Annotated in this window: 23 protein-coding genes and 1 riboswitch; of the genes, 12 read left to right on the top strand and 11 right to left on the bottom strand. The window is 65.9% G+C overall.

All coding sequences use genetic code 11. The annotated features are described in order from the left end of the window. Positions 1-7: 7 nt before the first annotated feature. Together MAAFP003_RS03110 and MAAFP003_RS03105 are read right to left on the bottom strand one after the other, a co-directional pair. Positions 8-490, bottom strand: a complete 483-nt coding sequence (locus MAAFP003_RS03110; RefSeq protein ID WP_096284350.1) for a LytR C-terminal domain-containing protein — start codon at positions 488-490, stop codon at positions 8-10. A gap of 19 nt (positions 491-509) precedes the next feature. Continuing rightward, complete coding sequence (locus MAAFP003_RS03105; protein ID WP_096284348.1) at positions 510-818, bottom strand: nucleoid-associated protein NapA; 309 nt, start codon at positions 816-818, stop codon at positions 510-512. A 233-nt stretch (positions 819-1,051) separates the two neighbouring features. On the opposite strand from MAAFP003_RS03105, the gene MAAFP003_RS03100 reads away from it, so the two are divergent. The 4 genes from MAAFP003_RS03100 (at position 1,052) to MAAFP003_RS03085 (ending at position 3,832) form a co-directional block, all read left to right on the top strand. Then, a complete protein-coding gene (locus MAAFP003_RS03100) occupies positions 1,052-1,645 on the top strand; it encodes a peptide deformylase (RefSeq protein ID WP_096284346.1) in 594 nt (197 codons plus the stop codon). Then, positions 1,645-2,415 (top strand): GNAT family N-acetyltransferase, cg3035/Rv0428c family, encoded by a 771-nt coding sequence (locus tag MAAFP003_RS03095; protein WP_096284344.1) that lies wholly within the window; start codon positions 1,645-1,647, stop codon positions 2,413-2,415. The genes MAAFP003_RS03100 and MAAFP003_RS03095 overlap by 1 nt, the downstream gene beginning before the upstream one ends. 2 nt (positions 2,416-2,417) lie before the next feature. Next, positions 2,418-3,224: an exodeoxyribonuclease III gene (locus tag MAAFP003_RS03090; protein ID WP_096284342.1), complete on the top strand. Its 807-nt coding sequence runs from the start codon at positions 2,418-2,420 to the stop codon at positions 3,222-3,224. Positions 3,225-3,394: 170 nt separating this feature from the next. Further along, complete coding sequence (locus MAAFP003_RS03085; protein ID WP_096284340.1) at positions 3,395-3,832, top strand: hypothetical protein; 438 nt, start codon at positions 3,395-3,397, stop codon at positions 3,830-3,832. 10 nt (positions 3,833-3,842) lie between these two features. Here MAAFP003_RS03085 and MAAFP003_RS03080 read toward each other — a convergent pair whose 3' ends face one another. Beyond that, entirely contained in the window at positions 3,843-4,097 is a 255-nt protein-coding gene (locus MAAFP003_RS03080; protein ID WP_090599496.1) for an Rv1535 domain-containing protein, read from the bottom strand. A gap of 62 nt (positions 4,098-4,159) precedes the next feature. Between MAAFP003_RS03080 and MAAFP003_RS03075 the strand changes: the two genes are divergently transcribed. Beyond that, positions 4,160-4,435 (top strand): hypothetical protein, encoded by a 276-nt coding sequence (locus MAAFP003_RS03075; protein WP_096290842.1) that lies wholly within the window; start codon positions 4,160-4,162, stop codon positions 4,433-4,435. Here the strand turns inward: MAAFP003_RS03075 and MAAFP003_RS03070 are convergent. Next, positions 4,432-5,073 (bottom strand): PAS and ANTAR domain-containing protein, encoded by a 642-nt coding sequence (locus tag MAAFP003_RS03070; protein ID WP_243393906.1) that lies wholly within the window; start codon positions 5,071-5,073, stop codon positions 4,432-4,434. The genes MAAFP003_RS03075 and MAAFP003_RS03070 overlap by 4 nt on opposite strands. Before the next feature lie 255 nt (positions 5,074-5,328). After that, positions 5,329-5,439: riboswitch (TPP riboswitch) on the top strand. On the opposite strand from MAAFP003_RS03070, the gene thiC reads away from it, so the two are divergent. The 3 genes from thiC to MAAFP003_RS03055 all read left to right on the top strand — a co-directional run bounded on the left by thiC (position 5,432) and on the right by MAAFP003_RS03055 (position 8,566). Continuing rightward, a complete protein-coding gene (gene thiC, locus MAAFP003_RS03065; protein ID WP_423790849.1) occupies positions 5,432-7,084 on the top strand; it encodes a phosphomethylpyrimidine synthase ThiC in 1,653 nt (550 codons plus the stop codon). It overlaps the preceding riboswitch by 8 nt. Positions 7,085-7,121: 37 nt before the next feature. Beyond that, positions 7,122-7,949, top strand: coding sequence for a bifunctional hydroxymethylpyrimidine kinase/phosphomethylpyrimidine kinase (thiD, locus tag MAAFP003_RS03060; protein WP_096284338.1), 828 nt, complete (start codon positions 7,122-7,124; stop codon positions 7,947-7,949). Further along, complete coding sequence (locus tag MAAFP003_RS03055; protein WP_096284337.1) at positions 7,946-8,566, top strand: alpha/beta hydrolase family protein; 621 nt, start codon at positions 7,946-7,948, stop codon at positions 8,564-8,566. The genes thiD and MAAFP003_RS03055 overlap by 4 nt, the downstream gene beginning before the upstream one ends. A 3-nt stretch (positions 8,567-8,569) precedes the next feature. On the opposite strand, the gene MAAFP003_RS03050 is transcribed toward MAAFP003_RS03055, so the two are convergent. Next, positions 8,570-8,848 (bottom strand): hypothetical protein, encoded by a 279-nt coding sequence (locus MAAFP003_RS03050; RefSeq protein ID WP_133160816.1) that lies wholly within the window; start codon positions 8,846-8,848, stop codon positions 8,570-8,572. 77 nt (positions 8,849-8,925) lie between these two features. Between MAAFP003_RS03050 and MAAFP003_RS03045 the strand changes: the two genes are divergently transcribed. The 3 genes from MAAFP003_RS03045 (at position 8,926) to MAAFP003_RS03035 (ending at position 10,570) form a co-directional block, all read left to right on the top strand. Further along, positions 8,926-9,114 (top strand): hypothetical protein, encoded by a 189-nt coding sequence (locus MAAFP003_RS03045; RefSeq protein WP_423790879.1) that lies wholly within the window; start codon positions 8,926-8,928, stop codon positions 9,112-9,114. Between the two features lie 129 nt (positions 9,115-9,243). Beyond that, on the top strand, positions 9,244-9,681 hold the full coding sequence (locus MAAFP003_RS03040) for a MarR family winged helix-turn-helix transcriptional regulator (RefSeq protein ID WP_096284331.1): 438 nt from the start codon (positions 9,244-9,246) through the stop codon (positions 9,679-9,681). A 16-nt stretch (positions 9,682-9,697) separates the two neighbouring features. After that, on the top strand, positions 9,698-10,570 hold the full coding sequence (locus MAAFP003_RS03035) for an LLM class F420-dependent oxidoreductase (RefSeq protein WP_096284329.1): 873 nt from the start codon (positions 9,698-9,700) through the stop codon (positions 10,568-10,570). Positions 10,571-10,582: 12 nt separating this feature from the next. Here the strand turns inward: MAAFP003_RS03035 and MAAFP003_RS03030 are convergent, their stop codons facing one another. The 6 genes from MAAFP003_RS03030 to MAAFP003_RS03005 form a co-directional block, all read right to left on the bottom strand. Beyond that, complete coding sequence (locus MAAFP003_RS03030) at positions 10,583-11,089, bottom strand: DUF4190 domain-containing protein (RefSeq protein ID WP_243393750.1); 507 nt, start codon at positions 11,087-11,089, stop codon at positions 10,583-10,585. A 42-nt stretch (positions 11,090-11,131) separates the two neighbouring features. Next, positions 11,132-12,628, bottom strand: coding sequence for a neutral zinc metallopeptidase (locus tag MAAFP003_RS03025; RefSeq protein WP_096284325.1), 1,497 nt, complete (start codon positions 12,626-12,628; stop codon positions 11,132-11,134). 103 nt (positions 12,629-12,731) lie between these two features. Then, positions 12,732-14,201 carry a M28 family peptidase gene (locus MAAFP003_RS03020; protein ID WP_096284323.1) on the bottom strand — a complete coding sequence of 490 codons (1,470 nt, stop codon included), beginning with the start codon at positions 14,199-14,201 and terminating at the stop codon, positions 12,732-12,734. Next, positions 14,198-15,694 (bottom strand): M28 family metallopeptidase, encoded by a 1,497-nt coding sequence (locus tag MAAFP003_RS03015; protein ID WP_096284321.1) that lies wholly within the window; start codon positions 15,692-15,694, stop codon positions 14,198-14,200. Before MAAFP003_RS03015 ends, MAAFP003_RS03020 begins: the two co-directional genes overlap by 4 nt. A 59-nt stretch (positions 15,695-15,753) precedes the next feature. Further along, positions 15,754-16,131: a DUF2752 domain-containing protein gene (locus MAAFP003_RS03010; protein WP_096290839.1), complete on the bottom strand. Its 378-nt coding sequence runs from the start codon at positions 16,129-16,131 to the stop codon at positions 15,754-15,756. A 61-nt stretch (positions 16,132-16,192) separates the two neighbouring features. Next, positions 16,193-16,522, bottom strand: a complete 330-nt coding sequence (locus MAAFP003_RS03005; protein WP_036466419.1) for a CD225/dispanin family protein — start codon at positions 16,520-16,522, stop codon at positions 16,193-16,195. 337 nt (positions 16,523-16,859) lie between these two features. Between MAAFP003_RS03005 and MAAFP003_RS03000 the strand changes: the two genes are divergently transcribed. Further along, entirely contained in the window at positions 16,860-17,381 is a 522-nt protein-coding gene (locus MAAFP003_RS03000; protein ID WP_096284319.1) for a serine/threonine protein kinase, read from the top strand. Positions 17,382-17,533 lie beyond the last annotated feature (152 nt).

The following is a 17,533-nucleotide window of genomic DNA, read 5'->3' as shown; positions in this document are numbered from 1 at the left end:
CTCAGAGTCAGCCCGCGACCAAGACGATTACGCCGGGCGGTTCTCCGCTAAGCGCGGGGATGCGCGGTTCGACCGGCGCGCTCAGGTTCTTGCCGATCGCGTCCGCGGTGGCGTGCTCGCTACCGGCATCGGTGAAGTACACGGTCGTGACGGTCACTTCGGGCAACGTCAGGTTTCCGACGTCGACGACCTTGAAGCCGCCGGCCTTGAGTTGGTCCGCGGTCTTCCCGGCGACACCTTCCTTGCCGGAGATGTTGAACACGTGGACGTCGGCATCGGTGGCCGCGGGCTTGGTACTCGTCGCGGTCGAAGAGGCGGTGCTGCTGGTGCTGGTGGCGCTCGAGGCCGCCGAGGCCGAGTCGTCGTCGGATTTCCCGGAGGAGCTCAGCGCCTGCCACCCGAGCAGCAAAAAGATGACGCCGAGAAACAGCAACACCATCACCATGGCCCGCAGTGGGAGCCCGGTGGAATCGGGCACACGCTCTTTCATCGAGCCCTACTGTAGCTAGTCAGGTCACCTCGAAGCCGAGGCGCCGGGCCGCACGCGCCTTCTGGCGGCTGGCCCGCAACCGCCGCAACCGCTTCACCAGCATCGGGTCGGCGGCCAGCGCCTCTGGCCGATCCACTAGCGCGTTCAGCACTTGGTAGTACCGCGTTGCCGACATCGAGAACAACTCTTTGATCGCGTCTTCCTTGACACCGGCGAACTTCCACCACTGACGCTCGAAGGCCAGTATGTCGTGTTCGCGTCGGGTCAGCCCATCGGCGACTTCAGGATCGTCCCCCGATCGATTTGCCCGCGCCATGGCGCTGTCCATATCGCTTCCCCTGGACCCTTCCGCCGAATTCCCTGTAGCTCTGCTGACTTGACTTACACCGGGGCATGTTTCGGCGAATATTGAATCACGCCGCGAACCCTCAAGCCCTCATCCAGACCCGCGAGTCGGCGGATTGCCTTCATTGCTTACTTCGCGGCCCTGATCCTGATTGCCCACCTTCTCAGCCCGCCGCTTTGCGGCGCGCATCGTCGGCGGGCTTAAGCTAGCCGACCATGGCAGTCGTACCAATCCGCATCGTGGGCGATCCGGTGTTGCACACACCGACCACACCGGTACCCGTCGACACCGACGGTTCGCTGCCGGCCGACCTCGCCGCGTTGATCTCCGACATGTACGACACGATGGACGCCGCGCACGGCGTCGGGCTGGCCGCCAACCAGATCGGACACGGCCTGCGGGTGTTCGTCTACGACTGTGCCGACGACCGCGGCATGACCGAGCGCCGCCGCGGCGTGGTCGTCAATCCGATCCTGGAAACCTCCGAGATACCCGAGACCATGCCCGACCCGAGCGACGACGACGAGGGGTGCCTGTCGGTTCCCGGCGAGTCGTTTCCCACCGGGCGCGCGAAATGGGCGCGGGTCAGCGGGCTGGACGCCGAGGGCAAACCGATCACCATCGAGGGCACCGGACTGTTCGCCCGGATGCTGCAGCACGAGACCGGGCACCTGGATGGCTTCCTCTACCTGGACCGCCTGATCGGACGGCACGCCCGCGCCGCAAAGCGCACCGTCAAATCCCACGGCTGGGGTGTGCCGGGATTGTCCTGGACGCCCGGCGAGGGACCGGATCCGTTCGGTCACTGATGGTCTCGTGGCCGGACCTCGGAACCCGCGTGACGGTTCGCTACCGGCGTCCGGCCGGCTCGGTTCCGCCACTCTCGGATGCGGTCGGACACCTGTTGGCGACCGATCCGGTGGTGCGCGTGCAGACGAAGACAGGAGCGGTCCTCGAATTCGCCGCCGCCGACGCGGTGGCCCTGCGGGTACTGACCGACGCACCGGTGCGCACGTCGGCGATCCGCGCGCTGGAGTACGCCGCCGCGGCCGCCCGGCCCGGCCTCGAACACGCCTGGCTGGATGGCTGGCTGCTGCGACTGGACCATCGCCCGGCTGAGGGGGACGGCGACGAAGCCGGCTTTGCCTCGAATTCGGCAGTGCCACTGGATATTTCAGCCCGGTTCAGCTCCGTCCTGGCGATCGTCGCCTGGTACGAGCGTCGCGGCCGATCCCCGCTGCTGGCCATCCCGGAACGCTTGCTGACCCCGCCGCGCACCGCGGTGGCCGATCACACCGAGCGCGTGTTGGTCCGCGACGTGCCGAGCATCACCCCAGAGCCGGGCACGGGCGAGGGTGCCGTCGTGACCGATGCGCCCGACGGCACCCGCTGGGCAGGACTTTCGGCGCCGCGCGAAGACCAGTTGGCCTGGGGGGCCCGCCGCGGCGCCACCCGCGCATACATCGTCCTTGCCGAGGGCGACACCGCAACCGCCGGCCGCGCCGACAACCTTGGCTTCCGGCTGCACCACCGCCGTCGCTACTTCGAGGCCCGGTCGCCCGGCTGGGATACCGTCTAGCTGTGCGACTAGCGACCTGGAACGTCAACTCGATTCGCACCCGTCTGGACCGCGTCACCGATTGGCTCGCCCGCGCCGAGGTCGACGTGCTGGCCATGCAGGAGACCAAGTGCTCCGACAGCCAGTTCCCCGCCCTGCCGTTCGTGGAACTGGGCTACGAGGTCGCCCACGTCGGCTTCAACCAGTGGAACGGCGTGGCGATCGCGTCTCGCGTGGGCTTAGACGATGTGCAGGTCGGATTCGACGGCCAGCCCACCTGGAGCAGCAAGCCGGAGGTGGCCGCAACCGCCGAAGCCCGCGCCCTGGGCGCGACCTGCGGCGGCGTGCGGGTGTGGAGCCTCTACGTGCCCAACGGCCGCACGCTGACCGACCCGCACTACACCTACAAGCTGGAATGGCTTGCCGCCCTGCGCGATACGGCCGCCGGCTGGCTGCGCGACGATCCCGGCGCACAGATCGCGATGGTCGGCGACTGGAACATCGCACCGACCGACGACGACGTCTGGAGCACCGAATTCTTCGCCGGCGCCACCCACGTGTCCGAGCCGGAACGCCGGGCGTTCAATGCGATTGTCGAGGCGCAATTCACCGATGTGGTACGGCCTTTCACCCCGGGCCCCGGCGTCTATACCTATTGGGATTACACCCAGCTGCGGTTCCCGAAGAAGCAGGGTATGCGCATCGACTTCATCCTCGCCTCACCGGCGCTGGCCGGGCGGGTCGCCGATGCGCAGATCGTCCGGGACGAACGCAAAGGCAAGGCGCCCAGCGATCACGCTCCGGTATTAGTCGACTTGAATCCCGGGTAACCGCGCAAATTCCAGGCGACTTCGCGTTGTGAGGACGTTTCCGACGTGGCACCATTTTGCGTTGTTAGATACGTGCACAATTTTCGTGGCTGCTGTTAACCGCCCGTTCGGCGGGTATACATGTTGCTACGCGGTCGCAACCAGAGCGACCAAGGAATCAGGGAGTCATCATGGGTGTCGTCGGAGGGGCAGTCCGCAGCGCGGGCAAAACTGTCAATCGCGCGGCGGATGCCACCACCGCCGCTGCGGGCGCCGTCGGAGGCGCGGCAATCAATGGAATCGTGGGTGGGGTAACCGGAGCGGCCGAGGGCATCAAGCGCGGGATCAACTCGGGCAGTCACTCGACCCCGGCGGCCGCGCTGGCCATCGGCGCGTTGGGCGTGGCCGGGCTGGTCGAGTGGCCGCTGCTATTGGCGGTCGGCGGCAGTGCGCTGGTATTGCACCGGCTCAACCGCAAGCCCCAGGGCCCGGCGAAAGCCCAGCTCAAGCCGGTACCGACCGAGTCGGCGCCGCCAAAGTCGGCACCGCCGAAGGCCGCCGGCAAGGCCCCCGCCAAGAAGACGGCCGGACGTCGCGCCGGCGCCGCGGCGTTGCGCAGTACCAACTAGAGGGCTTGACTTACGCGGACGCTCGTTGCGGCCGGCCGTGCGGCCGCCCGGCAGCGTGTGCGGAGGGGTCGGGGCAGATCGTCGCCCGGGGTCGCGAAATCACTCGCGACGAAAAGCGCGGTGGCCTGCGATGCGTCCGATCGGGCTGGACGATCTCCACGATCCCGACGCGCCACAGCAGCGCATAGAGTTCGAGCAACGGCACGCGTAGCACCGAAGCAACAGACGAAAATATCGGATCGGCCAGGGAGTCGGTCGTCGACATAGACCGACGGTGGCCAAGTCACTAGGCGAGTTGGGAAACCCTTCGTTACTGAAAGGCAAATGATGGCGGAAAAGAAAACTCGCCGTGCAACATCTCAACGCGAAGCGGTAGAAAAAATTCGCGCGGGCGAAACCTTCGTGGTGAAGCTGCCCGTGATCGGGCAGACCGAGATTCCGCGACCCGAACAGCTGGCCTACTACGGCGGCCTGGCCGCCCTGGCCGCACTCGAACTGATCGACTGGCCGGTCGCCCTGGTCATCGCCGCCGGACACATCCTGGCCAGCAACCACCACAACAAGCTGCTGGAAGAAATCGGCGAAGCGATGGAAGAGGTCTAGCGATCGGCTTCTGCGGGAATGCGCTCGTGGATCGTCAACAGCAGATGGTCGACCTGGCTCTGAACCACCGCTGACATCGGCGGCAGGTCGCTGACCTCCTGGATCAGTTGCCTGGCCAGCGTGCGCAGCTTGATGTTGGTTTCTTGCGAACGCCACTGCAGCACCCGGAACGCCTGGTCGGCGCTGACCCGGTAGATGGCCATCATCACGCCCTTGGCCTGCTCGATGGCCGCTCGGTTTTCGAACAGATCCGGCAGCGCCTCGTCGAGAACTTCCTGGCGGCTTTCGTGACGGGCTTCGTCGATGCCGCTCAGGTCGATGTAGTAGCCCGCCGTCCCCCGCACCGCACCCGACTCGTCGTCCACGATGCGGTCCGCCACGACGATCGCATCGTGCACCGCGCCCGATGTGTCGACAAAACGGTGCCGACTCGAGAAGGACTCCCCGGAGTGCAACGCATGGTGGAGCAGATCGCGGACGTGCTCCCGATCGTCGGGATGTTTGTGGGACAACATCAGTTTCGTTGTCGGCGCGACCGTCCCGGGTTCGTAGCCGTGCATTCGCGCGACCTCGTCGGACCACTCCCAGCGTTCCCCGTCGAACCAGAACTTGAAGCTGCCGACGTTCAGGTATGAAATCGCGGGGCCCCCGGTCCCCTTCGTCGGCTGCTTCCGAGTCCGGGTGAATGTCGCGGCACCCGCTTGCTTAGGCTGCTGCACGTCCTTCATCATCTCACTCCGGGAAATTCACGGAAGAGCAATCCGCTGATTGGAACCTGTTTCCGCCGTTGACCCCGTCGATATTTTCGCAATCTGGACCGATTGGGCGCTCCCGTGCGGCGCGGATGGCCCGGGGTGGGGGTAACGTCGCGTGCGGGCGTTAGCCACCGAAAAGTAAACAACCGCGGGAGCGCACGCCGAGTGTGCTGAGAGGACGGCTTGGGGCCGTCGACCGTACGAACCTGACCGGATAATGCCGGCGTAGGGAGATGAAAATATGACTGACATTATTTCCACCACCGTGGACACCGTTTCCGTGACCACCGGGTCGATCTGGGGCAGCACAAAGGTGTATCGGGAGCTCGAGGGAGTTCCCGGAGCCCGGGTGCCGTTGCGCCGGGTGAACCTCTCCAACGGCGAGCACTTCGATCTGTACGACACCTCCGGGCCCTACACCGATACGGACGCCACGATCGATCTGAGTGCCGGGCTACCGCCACGACCCGGTGTGGTCCGCGACCGCGGCACTCAACTGCAGCGGGCCCGCGCCGGTGAGATCACCGCCGAGATGGCGTTCATCGCCGCGCGCGAGGGCATGCCCGCCGAGCTGGTGCGCGACGAGGTCGCCCGCGGACGCGCGGTCATCCCGGCCAACCACAACCATCCCGAGATCGAGCCGATGATCATCGGCAAGACGTTCGCGACCAAGGTCAACGCGAACATCGGCAACTCCGCCGTGACGTCATCGATCGCCGAAGAGGTCGACAAGATGGTGTGGGCGACCCGCTGGGGTGCCGACACCATCATGGACCTGTCCACCGGCAAGAACATCCACGAGACGCGCGAGTGGATCCTGCGCAACTCGCCGGTTCCGGTCGGCACCGTGCCGATCTACCAGGCGCTGGAAAAGACCAACGGCGACCCGACCGAACTGACCTGGGAGCTCTACCGCGACACCGTGATCGAGCAGTGCGAGCAGGGCGTGGACTACATGACGGTGCACGCTGGCGTGCTGCTGCGCTATGTGCCGCTGACCGCCAAGCGGGTCACCGGCATCGTGTCCCGCGGCGGGTCGATCATGGCGGCCTGGTGCCTGGCTCACCACCGAGAGTCGTTCCTGTACACCAACTTTGAAGAACTCTGCGACATCTTCGCCCAATACGACGTCACCTTCTCCTTGGGCGACGGACTGCGGCCGGGATCCATCGCCGACGCCAATGACGCCGCGCAGTTCGCCGAGCTGCGCACCCTGGGCGAGCTGACGAAGATCGCGAAAGCCCATGGCGTGCAGGTGATGATCGAGGGCCCCGGGCATGTCCCGATGCACAAGATCGTCGAGAACGTGCGGCTCGAAGAGGAGCTGTGCGAAGAGGCCCCCTTCTACACGCTGGGCCCGCTGGCCACCGACATCGCGCCGGCCTACGACCACATCACCTCGGCGATCGGCGCGGCGATCATCGCCCAGGCCGGCACCGCGATGCTCTGCTACGTCACACCGAAGGAGCACCTCGGGCTGCCGGACCGCAAGGACGTCAAGGACGGTGTGATCGCCTACAAGATCGCCGCCCACGCAGGTGATCTCGCCAAGGGGCATCCGCACGCTCAGGACCGAGACAATGCGTTGAGCCAGGCGCGTTTCGAGTTCCGGTGGAACGACCAGTTTGCACTGTCGCTGGATCCCGACACCGCGCGGGAGTACCACGACGAGACGCTGCCCGCCGCACCCGCCAAGGCCGCGCACTTCTGCTCGATGTGCGGGCCGAAGTTCTGCTCGATGCGCATCACCCAGGACGTCCGCGACTACGCGGCCAAGCACGGCCTGGAAACCGAAGAAGACATCGAAGCCATGCTCGCGAACGGCATGGCCGAGAAGTCACGCGAGTTCGCCGAGCACGGCAACCGGGTGTATCTACCGATCACGCAGCCGTGACACGGACGCGGGGCCCGGGTCGCGGCAATCCGGCACAGTGAACTACCTGCCCCTGGCACCGCCGGGTGCGACGCCGCGCCGCGTGCTGTCCATCGCCGGCTCGGACTCCGGCGGTGGTGCGGGCATCCAGGCCGACATGCGCACCTTTGCGCTGCTGGGGGTGCACGCCTGCATCGCGGTCACCGCGGTGACCGTGCAGAACACGTTGGGAGTCAAGAGCTTTCATCAGATCCCCGAAGACGTGGTCGCCGGTCAGATCGAAGCGGTGGTCAGCGACATCGGCATTCAGGCCGCCAAGACCGGGATGCTGGCATCACCGCGCATCATCGACACCGTGGCCGCCACCTGGCGCCGGCTCGAATTGACGGTGCCCCTGGTTGTCGACCCGGTGGCGGCGTCCATGCACGGCGATGCGCTGATGGCGCCGGCGGCCCTGGATTCGCTTCGCACGCAACTGTTTCCGTTGGCCACGCTGGTGACGCCGAATCTCGACGAGGTGCGGCTGCTGGTCGGACTCGACGTGGTGGACGCCGAGTCGCAGCGCGCGGCGGCCAAGGCACTGCACGCGCTGGGCCCGCAGTGGGTGCTGGTCAAGGGTGGTCACCTACGCTCGTCGCAACGCAGCTGCGACCTGCTCTATGACGGCGCCGATTTCTACGAGTTCGATACCGAGCGCATCGCGACCGGCAACGACCACGGTGGCGGTGACACGCTGGCCGCCGCGATCGCCTGCGCGCTGGCCCACGGGTTGACCGTTCCCGAGGCCGTCGCATTCGGAAAGCGCTGGGTCACCGAATGCCTGCGTGCCGCCTACCCACTCGGCCGGGGCCACGGCCCGGTCTCGCCACTGTTCCGGCTGTCGTGAATCTCGACCAGATCGCGGGTATAGCGCACCAACCCGACGGCATCGCGCACGGTGTCGTGGTGCTCACGCACGGCGCCGGCGGCAACCGCGAATCGGAGCTGCTGCAACGGGTTTGCGACGAGTGGGCGCGGCGCGGCTGGCTGGCTGTTCGGTACAACCTGCCCTACCGGCGGCGCCGCCCCAAGGGCCCGCCGTCCGGCTCGGCGGCCACCGACCGCGCCGGAATCGACGAGGCAATCGCCTTGTGCCGCACCCTTGCCGACGGCCCGCTGATCGCGGGCGGACATTCCTACGGCGGCCGGCAGACGTCGATGGTGGTCGCCGAGGCAGACCCGCTCCAGGTCGGGGCGTTGACATTGTTTTCCTATCCGGTCCATCCACCGGGAAAGCCTGAACGACTCCGCACCGAACACCTGCCCGCTATTCGGGTGCCCACCGTGTTCACCCACGGCACCTCGGATCCCTTCGGCACGCCGACCGAGGTGCGTGATGCCGCGGCGTTGATCCCCGCGACGACCGAGGTCGTCGAAATCGCCGGCGCACGACACGATTTGCGCTCGAAGACACTCGACGTGCCCGCGCTCGCGGTCGATGCGGCGCTGCGCCTGTTGGGCTGAGGTTCACTGCCCCGGCAGGGTGCAGGTGGTGGGGAGCAGCAGGATCGCGGGCCACAGCGCGGCGGCTTCGCCGAAGGCGACCAGGTCCGGACTGATCGGGGTCACTTTTGCCCATTCGGCTTGCAGGTCGCGCACCCGGTCCGGGTGGATGGTGGCCCAGAAGAAGCCGATCAGGAGGTAGGGCAGGGTGAGCCACAGGGCCAACTCGATGAGCGCCTGGACCGAGACCCGTCGCGCGAGCCCGCTGCGAATGCGGGCCATCCCTGCCGCCAGCGCTGCCATATGCGCAACGATAGGCCAGGTACCCGGAAGGAGTCAGTCGGTTGATCGCCAAGCTGCGGCAGTTGTTGAACTACGAGATGACGGTGGCCGAGTGGATCGCACTCGCGGTGCTGCTGGGCATTCCTTACTCGATTGTCGGGCTGATCTGGTCATCGACACACACCAACCATCTTCGCGGCATGCAGGGCGCCGACCTGGTGGTGTCGTTTCTCGGCTCGATCGTGTCCTGGCCGGTGCTGCTGTTCTCCAACGTCTGCATGACCTGACCCGCTCCCGCGAGACTGCACCTACCGACCCGTTTCCGCAAGACGCGCTGCCGGTAGGTGCAGTCTCGCGGTAGTCTATTTAGACAGTTGGAACTGGACAGTTTGGACTGTCTAGTTTACGGTGGTGGCATGGATGGCATCGGCGAGTCCGCTGCAACCGCCGCCCGAGACATTCGAGTGGTGTTCAGCCGCCTACGACGTCGGTTGCGCGATGTCGAGGTCCGCAACGACCTGACCCCGTCACAGACAGCGGTACTCACCCGACTCTGGAAGGAAGGCGCGTCGTCGGCCAGCGTGTTGGCCGGTGCGGAGCGGGTGCGTCCCCAGTCGATGGCAACCATCCTGGCCGCCTTGGGCCAGCGCGGATTCATCGAGCGCACACCCGACCCCGAAGATGGTCGGCGCCAAGTGGTCTCGTTGACCAAGGCGGGCCGTCAGCGTGCCGAAAGCGACCGCCAAGTGCGGGAGGAGTGGCTGGCGCGCGAGTTGCAGGACCGCTACTCCGAAGCCGAACGCCGCATCATCGTCGATGCGCTGGCACTGCTTGAACGATTGACCGAATCCTGAAAGGGCATTGGTGGCAATGGAAATAGGTGTGCACTTTATCGACTTTCTACCCGGCGACACCACGGAGCTGGGCCCGACATTGGCCAACGCGGCCACGACCGCCGAGCAAGCGGGCGCGACGATGTTCACCCTGGCCGATCATTTCCTGCAGATGGAGAACACTGGGCGCCCGGCCGAGGATCCATTCCTCGAGGGCTATACATCGCTGGGTTTCCTTGCCGGACAAACGAGCACGATCGACCTCACCCTGTTGGTCACCGGAGTCACCTATCGCTACCCGGGTGTGCTGGCCAAAACAGTCACCACCTTGGACGTGCTGTCGCAGGGCCGCTCGATGCTGGGACTGGGCGCGGCGTGGTACGACCGTGAACATGCCGCCCTGGGCATTCCCTACCCACCGGTGAGCCAACGCTTCGAGATGCTGGAGGAGACGCTGCAGATCTGTCGGCAGATGTGGAGTGACGACAACGGGCCTTACGCCGGCAAGCACTACCAGTTGGCCGAGACAATCTGTGAGCCGCAACCGATTCGACGCCCGCCGATCCTGATCGGTGGCGACGGTGAGAAGAAGACGCTGCGAATGGTCGCGCAGTACGCCGACATCTGGAACAGCACGGTCCAAGAGGTCGACGTGCTGCGGCGCAAGGTCGACGTGCTGAACCGGCACTGCGACACCGTGGGCCGGGACTCCGGTGACATCCGCAAAACCGTTGGCATTCTTGCCGACCCGTTCGGTGACGTCGACGGCTACCTGAAGAACGTGGAACGGTACGCCGAGCTGGGATTCACGTTGATCAACATCGGCCCGCTACCCGGAAACCCCGATCCGGTCGGCTACATCCGCCGCTTCGGCGACGAGCTGGTTCCGAGGCTCGCCGAGATCGGTTGAGCGCCAGCCTGTTCAGGCAGCCAGACCCGGGATGGCCGGCAAGTCGACGCTGTCGACGTAAACGGTGGCGGGAGCGCCCGAATACCTGTCGTGATACCGATCCCGCTCCACCGTCCCGGTGATCGCGCTGAGGATCCCGACGACGATGCCGACCACGATCAGGACCGCGCCGATCGCGATGCCGGCAATGGCCAACCCGCGGCCACCTTCACCGGTCTGCTTGATCTTGCCCAGGGCGATGATGCCGAAGATGATGCCGAGAATCGGCCCGATGCCGCAGAGCCATCCCAACAACGAGCAGACCAGCGAGGCGATGGCCATGCTGTTGGTACCGGCTGCTGCGGGTGGGTAACCGCCTCCCGGCACAGGCGGATAGCCCGGCGCCGGCGGCGGTGGCGGGTAACTTCCTCCCGGCGGCGGATAGCTCGGTCCCGGCGGAGGCGGCGAATAACCCTGCCCCGGCGGCGGATAACCGGATTCGCCGGGTGGGGGCGGATAGCTAGGCGGTTCTTCCGTCACGACGCCTCCTGAGGTCAAGTGGTTCCATACTCTACGCCTTGGTTAGCCGGGGTACCGCGTGTAGCAAGCGTCCATGTTGCCGGCCACGCCGCCGCGGAACGCCGCTATGCGCGTGAAGCCGGCGGGCACACTGGTCCCGTCCGCATCGCTGGCGACCATGTGATTGGTGAGCAACCCGGCGACGGCCTCATCTAGGTCACCCGCAGTCAGCAGCAGCTCCTTGTGGGAGGGGGTGTCGATCGGTTCGGCCATCTTGCGGTGCACCACACCGGTCAGGCACGCGGTCCGCAACGCGGTCCACGGGCTCTGCATCGGTAGACCGCGTTCGTGTTGTACCGCAAGCGCGTATCTCGACATGATGATCGACAAGGCGGTGTCATCACCTTGCGGCAGAGTGTGTTCCTTCTCGTCGGAGACCTTCGCCATCGCCGCCAGGCCGGCCAGGTCGACCATGATCGTGTTGGTCGCCGGGCAGTAGGACGCGGGCGGACTGGGTTTCGCGTCCGGGCAAGCACTCGGGTGGAAGGACAGCGTCGGCGCGCTCTTCGGCGAGAACACCTTTCTCAACAAGTCCATCAGTGTCGACAGTGTGTCTTCGTTGATCGGGACCTCGCCGGTCTCGGGGTCTCCGTTGGGATCGGTCTGCAAACCCTTGGGCAGGTCTCCGCGCCGTTGTGCGATTTCCTGCTGGTTGATTCCCGCGCACGCCGACGCGCCGCTGATGAAGCCCATCTGGAAGGCGCCGACCCGGTCCAGCGCCGACCCGTGCTCGTCGTCGTTCTCGGTTTCGGCATCCATCACCGGGTCACGGGTGACGATGATCCCGGCCAGCACGTGGTCGAGGCCGTCGGCGGTGCTCAGCGTGAAACGCGGCGACTTCCCGGCAGCCACCCAATACAGATAGACCCCCGCGAAGCAGTCGGCCTGTTGCTCACGGACGATGGTCGGGTCGCGCTTGGTCACCAGCTTCGCCATCTGCTGCAAGGCGTGGCCGAACTCGTGCGCCAGCACGCCGGTGACCGACATGTCGCCGAAATACTTTTGCGCGACCGGCATGAACACCGCGCGGTCCCAGGCGATCAAGTTGCAGCGGGACGTGAAAAAGGCATTGACGAGCTTGTACGTTTCGTTGTGGCAAACGATCGGACTGCTCGGATCGTTGGAGTCGTAGGAGACCAGTTTCGCGACGGGCAGGAACGTGCCCTGCAACGACTGGCTGTACGCCGATTTCCAGTAGTCCTCGATGTCGGTAACCGACAGCAACGACAACTTGTCGATCAGCCCGTTGTCGGTGTTGATCACCGTGCCGCTCGGTGGCGCCGGGTTCTCGCGGATTCCGCTGTGGCCGTCGGTGGCGAGCAGATCGCTCACCCGGAACGGGTCGTTGAGCATCGACAGGGGCCGCCCGTCGAGGACTGTGGTACACCCCGCTACCACGAACACCGTCGCTGCACAGGCAATTGCCGCCCTCAGCGAACCGCCGATGACGCGCCTGCGACTGCCCTGCAGCCGAAGTCGACCTTGCCCGCGGTTCATCATGCCCAACCTCATCCCGACCGGCTGCACGGCAGCATCAAAGGGTTCTCATTCTAGGTCCGCTGGTTGAACAGCGTAGCGAAAACCAGCGGCCCAGCAAACGCCGCTAGGGCAATCGGGTCCGATGCCGTTTGTCGTGGAGCGGGACGCCGTTGACACCGGAAATGGACATGGCGTAGCTGCCTGCCGCGTATGCCACGCCAGAACCCATGACGGCCAATGCTTCCCGGTTGATGTTGTCGATCGTGTCCCGGGGGGTTTGAAAATTGGGGTCGTATCCGACTCCGGCCCTGCCGCCCCACAGGCGCGCTTGCACAGGCGATTTCAGTTGCGATGCGCCGGTGCTCATGCCGCCGATCGGCACCCCCGCGATCATGAAGGGGTGGTAGTCGGTCCGGGGGCCCAACGGCATGTCGGCGGGCCGCTTACCGGCCAGATTGAGATAGCCGGACAGCGTGCGCTCGATACCCGCCGACCCCTCGGGCACATCAGCGGACGCGATCCCCTGTCCGGGCGGCCCGGACTGATCGCCGTCATCGGTGAAGAACCCGGCGTTGGGCGAACCGAGCAGGTTGAAGTCCAGGTACATCGCGATGTCGTTGAGCTGCTGGTCGTCCAGGCCGAACACATAATCCATGACGCCGTTGAGCCCGTCCTCGTCGGCCCCCCAGAACACGAACCGCACCGCGTTGTTCACCGGCGCCAGCGGGCCCAGTTGCAGGGCGGTTTCCAGCACCGCGGCCACCCCGGACCCGTTGTCGTTGATGCCCGCACCGCTGCGCGGACCGTCGAGGTGGGCGCCAACCATGATCACGTCGTTCGTCGAGCCGGTCTTGGTCTGCGCCAGCACATTTCGCGATGTGATCTTGACGTTCTCGGCGTCCAGCACCAGCCGCACCGGTGCGGTGGCGTGCGACAGCGCGCTGCCACCGTAGCTACTCACGACGGCGACCGGCATGGTCAGCTGCTTGTAGTAGCCCGCGGTGAACAACGTGGGCGGAGCTCCTTCGCCGGTGGCGGTGCTGACCACGATCACTGCCGCGGCTCCCTTTGCCCTCGCGCTGTTTTGCTTGTCGACCACCGAGCAGCGCGCGTCGTCGACGACGGCGATGGCGCCCGCGGGCAGCGTGGCCGGGTAATCACCCGCCGCGCAGCCCGACGGTTGCGTGGGTTTCACCGGTTGGCCGCTGAGACCGCCCGGCGGTGTCCGGACCAGCAGCGAGGCCTGGTCCACCGAATAGCTGTTGGCGGCGATCGTCAGCGACGGCTTACCCGGTGACACCGCGTACAGCCGGTCGAACTGTGGCGTTGCCACCTCGAAGCCCTTGCTGCGCAACGCTTTCGCGACATATTCGACGCTGGCGTCATAGCCCGGTGTCCCCTCTGCCCGGTTCCCCTTGTTGGCGTTGGCGATGTCCTGCAGCGCCCGCAGGTGCACGAACATCCCGTCGGCAGTGACCTTTCCAGCCAGCACCCGGCCGAGGTCCGGCGCGGCCGCCGGCGGTGGATGCCGCGGCGACGAACACCCTGCCACCAGCCCGATCAGCACCACCACCGAGCACAGGTGGCGGATCATCGTTTTGCGAGCACGTGGCGGGTGCGGTCAGCCATGGCCGGGACCCCGTTGTGTCCGGTGAGATCCTGGGCGTACAGAGCGATCGCGTAGGCCACACCGGCGCCGTTGATGCCCAGCGAGGTGCGGTCGATGTGGTCGAGCGTGTCAGTGCTCTTGTGATAGTTCGGATCGAACGGCTCATCTGCCGTCCCGCCCCACAATTTGACTTGGTCGGCGGACTTGTTTGCTTCCGCACCGGAGAACAAGCCGCCCGACGGGATACCGGCCTGGGTGAAGCCGTCGTAGTCGGAGCGTCCGTCGAACTGCGTATCCTGCGCGGTCTTGCCGGCCGCCTTCAGGTAGGCGACCAGCGTGCGCTCGATGCCTGCCGAACCTTCTGGTACCACCGGTTGGCCGCGGGTGTCGGCCGGCAGGGATTGGTCACCGTCATAGGTGAAGTAACCGGGGTTCGGCGAGGCGAGCATGTCGAAATTCAGGTACAGGGCAATGTTTTTGAGGTCTTCGAAATTCAGTGATTCGACGTAGTTGCGCGATCCGATCAGTCCGAGTTCCTCGGCACCCCAGAACGCGAAGCGCACCGCGTTGTGCACCTGGGGCGAATTCCCAAGTTGCACTGCGGTTTCCAAGATTGCGGCGACGCCGGAGCCGTTGTCGTTGATGCCCGGTCCCGCCGGCACGCTGTCCAGGTGTGCGCCCGCCATCACCACGTCGTTGGGCGAGCCCGTCTTGGTCTGCGCGATGATGTTGCGCGCCTTGAAGCTCTGACTGTTGGCGTCCAGCTTGATCGTGACCGGCCCGGGCTGGGCGCGCAGCTGCATACCGGTGGATTTGGTGACACCGACCGCCGGAATCTTCACGACGGTGTTCGCCCCGAGCGTGCCGCCCATCTGTTCCTCGTCGACATTGTCGGCGACGATCAACGCCACCGCTCCGCGCTGCGCGGCGGCGTCCTCCTTCTGCGCAAATGGGCACGTGCCGCGGTCAACCAGGACCACCGCGCCCTGCACCGCAAGATTGTCGTAGTCCGAGGCCGCGCAGGCCTGGCCGTTGCCGGTCGACACCGTCAGCAACGGGCCGCTCACCCCGTCGGGTCCGGTGCCGAGGCTGAACTCGAGCGCGTGCGCCTCGACGGTCTTACCGCCTACCGTCACCGTGGGCTTCTCGGAATGAAAAACCCGCGCCGAAAATTCGGGGGTTTGCACGTCGAAACCGCTGTGGCGCAACGTGTTCACCACATAGTCAACGCTGGCGTCGTAGCCGGGCGTGCCCACCGCCCGGGTGCCGTTATTGGCGTTGGCGATGTCCTGAAGCTTGGTCAGGTGCGCCATCATCGCGTCGGCCGTGACCTTGTTGTGCACCGTGTTGGCGAACTCCGCCGCGGCGGGATCGCTCACCTGCTGGGAGTTCGCCGCCCGGTGCGAGCAACCGGTCACGACCACGGCGAGGGCGACCGTGGCGAGCAGCGCCGCCATCGTTCGGGATTTGTTCACCATCGCGCCCAAGGTTAGACGCCCGTCGCGCCTGGGCGCACTCGGCTCACCGCGGCGTGAGGTCAGACGTATAGCCCGCTGAAGGGGGCGAACGGAATGTTGCGCACCACAAACCAAACCAATACCAACGAGAGCGTCACCATGGCGGCCCAGCGGTGGTGTTGCCAGCTCCTGATCCGCCGGCCCGTCACCCGGCCGTAGGTCCAGACCAGGTAGGCCCACACCAACAGCACGACCGCCGCCAAGCCCAACGCGTTGAACCTGGCGGCGGCCATCACGTTGCCGTGCAAGAGCGAATAGATCATCCGCAGGCTGCCGCAACCGGGACAGTCGATTCCCAGCAGAGCCTTGGTGGGACACACCGGCAGCGGGCCACCCGGGGTGGTCGGATCGCCCGCCCAGGTGGCCGCGCACACCAACGTCGTCGACGCGGCGACCATGAGCGGGGCGCCGAGACCGAGCGTGAGCGGCCGCTGGAGGGTCACCGTCCGTGCAACCCCGTTACAGCATTGCGGCCAGGGCCGCGGGGGTCGAGGTGTCGGCGGTCATGGCGATGATCGCCAGCACGATGCCGTACAGGACGGCGCTAACGACGGCGGCGATGACCGACCACTTCACCCACTTCTTGGCGGCGTCCGCTGCGGCTTGCGCCTCGGCGTACTGACCCTGCGCCCACAACCCACTCACCTGAGTGGATTTGACGATGGCCACGATGCCGAACGGCAGACAGCAGAACAGTGTCGCCAAGATGGACCACACCAGATAGTTATCCGGTGCTTGCCCGGCGGGCTGCTGGGGCGGGTAACCCGGGGGCGGCGGTTGTGCAGTCATGAATTCTCCAGTCGCGAGAAGTTAGCTGGCGTGAAGCGTGCTTACCATACATGAGCGGAGTGGCGAGGGCACTATGTACGCAAAAATCAGTTCGTCCGAACCCCCGACATCGTTGCCGCCGCAGCGCCTCTCCCGATGGCTGGGCCGGCTCGATCCGCGGCTTATCGACGAAATGCGTTGTGTGGATCGCCTTCCCGTTGTCGCCCCGGAATTGCCCAGGTCAGGACCGAATAATGCGCATAAAGAAATGGCGCGGCGGAATGTATTGCACAGCCCCGATATAGCCCTACGATTGCGGTAGCCACACGCCACCGCGACCGCCGGAAGGAGTCGCCGGATGTCACCTCGCAGTTACCCGCTGCGTGCCACGACGGCCGCGGTTCTCGTGGGTGGTTTGGCGTTTGCGGGCACCGCGACAGCGACCGCGGACCCCAACACCGGAAGCGGCGCGGATATCAACACACTAGCCAGCGCGCTGTCGAAGGGATACGGCCTCAACAACTGCGTCGCCCAGGGGGTTCCCAGCGGCGCGCTGGCCTACCTGCAGTGCGGACAGAGCCCGGACCCGAGCGGGCCGCTGCTCGGCAAATATTTCCTCTTCAGCGATCACAGCGCGCTGGCGAGTTCATTTCAGCGCCTCATCGGTGGTGACTCCCTGAGCAACTGCGGGAATGCCCCCTCGCCGACGCCATGGCACCAGGGCAGTTCCACCGCCAGCGCGGGATCGGTGGCGTGCGGGACTTTTCAGAACCATGCCGAGATCATCTGGACCAATGAGGCCAAGAACATGCTGGGCGTGATCCGTGCCGCCGGCAACGACGTACCGTCGCTCTACACGTGGTGGCGAGACAACGGCTGAGCCTTCTGCGGTTGGGCCGCAACCGTTTCCAGAGTCGAGTTGGTGAGAATCTCGCCAGTGCAAACGGTATGCGACCCAACGGGTTGCCTCCGGCTGTCCGCCGTCTACCAGCTATTCCCGAGCGCCGATAACCTCAGCTGTTCCAGCTTTCC

It is taken from the genome of Mycobacterium ahvazicum, assembly GCF_900176255.2.
In the GTDB taxonomy this organism is placed as follows: domain Bacteria; phylum Actinomycetota; class Actinomycetes; order Mycobacteriales; family Mycobacteriaceae; genus Mycobacterium; species Mycobacterium ahvazicum.
Note: the sequence above shows the minus strand (reverse complement) of the source record. Positions and strands in the feature narration are given on the sequence as shown.

What these genes read in the sequence shown, in the direction of transcription:
- thiC (WP_423790849.1), top strand. Translation starts at nt 5,432, where the DNA reads ATGACTGACATTATTTCCACCACCGTGGACACCGTTTCCGTGACCACC.
- MAAFP003_RS03040 (WP_096284331.1), top strand. Translation starts at nt 9,244, where the DNA reads ATGGATGGCATCGGCGAGTCCGCTGCAACCGCCGCCCGAGACATTCGA.
- MAAFP003_RS03005 (WP_036466419.1), bottom strand. Translation starts at nt 16,522, where the DNA reads ATGACTGCACAACCGCCGCCCCCGGGTTACCCGCCCCAGCAGCCCGCC.
- MAAFP003_RS03050 (WP_133160816.1), bottom strand. Translation starts at nt 8,848, where the DNA reads ATGGCAGCGCTGGCGGCAGGGATGGCCCGCATTCGCAGCGGGCTCGCG.
- MAAFP003_RS03075 (WP_096290842.1), top strand. Translation starts at nt 4,160, where the DNA reads ATGGCGGAAAAGAAAACTCGCCGTGCAACATCTCAACGCGAAGCGGTA.
- MAAFP003_RS03095 (WP_096284344.1), top strand. Translation starts at nt 1,645, where the DNA reads ATGGTCTCGTGGCCGGACCTCGGAACCCGCGTGACGGTTCGCTACCGG.
- MAAFP003_RS03105 (WP_096284348.1), bottom strand. Translation starts at nt 818, where the DNA reads ATGGACAGCGCCATGGCGCGGGCAAATCGATCGGGGGACGATCCTGAA.
- MAAFP003_RS03080 (WP_090599496.1), bottom strand. Translation starts at nt 4,097, where the DNA reads ATGTCGACGACCGACTCCCTGGCCGATCCGATATTTTCGTCTGTTGCT.
- MAAFP003_RS03035 (WP_096284329.1), top strand. Translation starts at nt 9,698, where the DNA reads ATGGAAATAGGTGTGCACTTTATCGACTTTCTACCCGGCGACACCACG.
- MAAFP003_RS03110 (WP_096284350.1), bottom strand. Translation starts at nt 490, where the DNA reads ATGAAAGAGCGTGTGCCCGATTCCACCGGGCTCCCACTGCGGGCCATG.
- MAAFP003_RS03100 (WP_096284346.1), top strand. Translation starts at nt 1,052, where the DNA reads ATGGCAGTCGTACCAATCCGCATCGTGGGCGATCCGGTGTTGCACACA.
- MAAFP003_RS03000 (WP_096284319.1), top strand. Translation starts at nt 16,860, where the DNA reads ATGTCACCTCGCAGTTACCCGCTGCGTGCCACGACGGCCGCGGTTCTC.
- MAAFP003_RS03015 (WP_096284321.1), bottom strand. Translation starts at nt 15,694, where the DNA reads ATGGTGAACAAATCCCGAACGATGGCGGCGCTGCTCGCCACGGTCGCC.
- MAAFP003_RS03025 (WP_096284325.1), bottom strand. Translation starts at nt 12,628, where the DNA reads ATGATGAACCGCGGGCAAGGTCGACTTCGGCTGCAGGGCAGTCGCAGG.
- MAAFP003_RS03045 (WP_423790879.1), top strand. Translation starts at nt 8,926, where the DNA reads ATGACGGTGGCCGAGTGGATCGCACTCGCGGTGCTGCTGGGCATTCCT.
- MAAFP003_RS03010 (WP_096290839.1), bottom strand. Translation starts at nt 16,131, where the DNA reads ATGGTCGCCGCGTCGACGACGTTGGTGTGCGCGGCCACCTGGGCGGGC.
- MAAFP003_RS03020 (WP_096284323.1), bottom strand. Translation starts at nt 14,201, where the DNA reads ATGATCCGCCACCTGTGCTCGGTGGTGGTGCTGATCGGGCTGGTGGCA.
- MAAFP003_RS03085 (WP_096284340.1), top strand. Translation starts at nt 3,395, where the DNA reads ATGGGTGTCGTCGGAGGGGCAGTCCGCAGCGCGGGCAAAACTGTCAAT.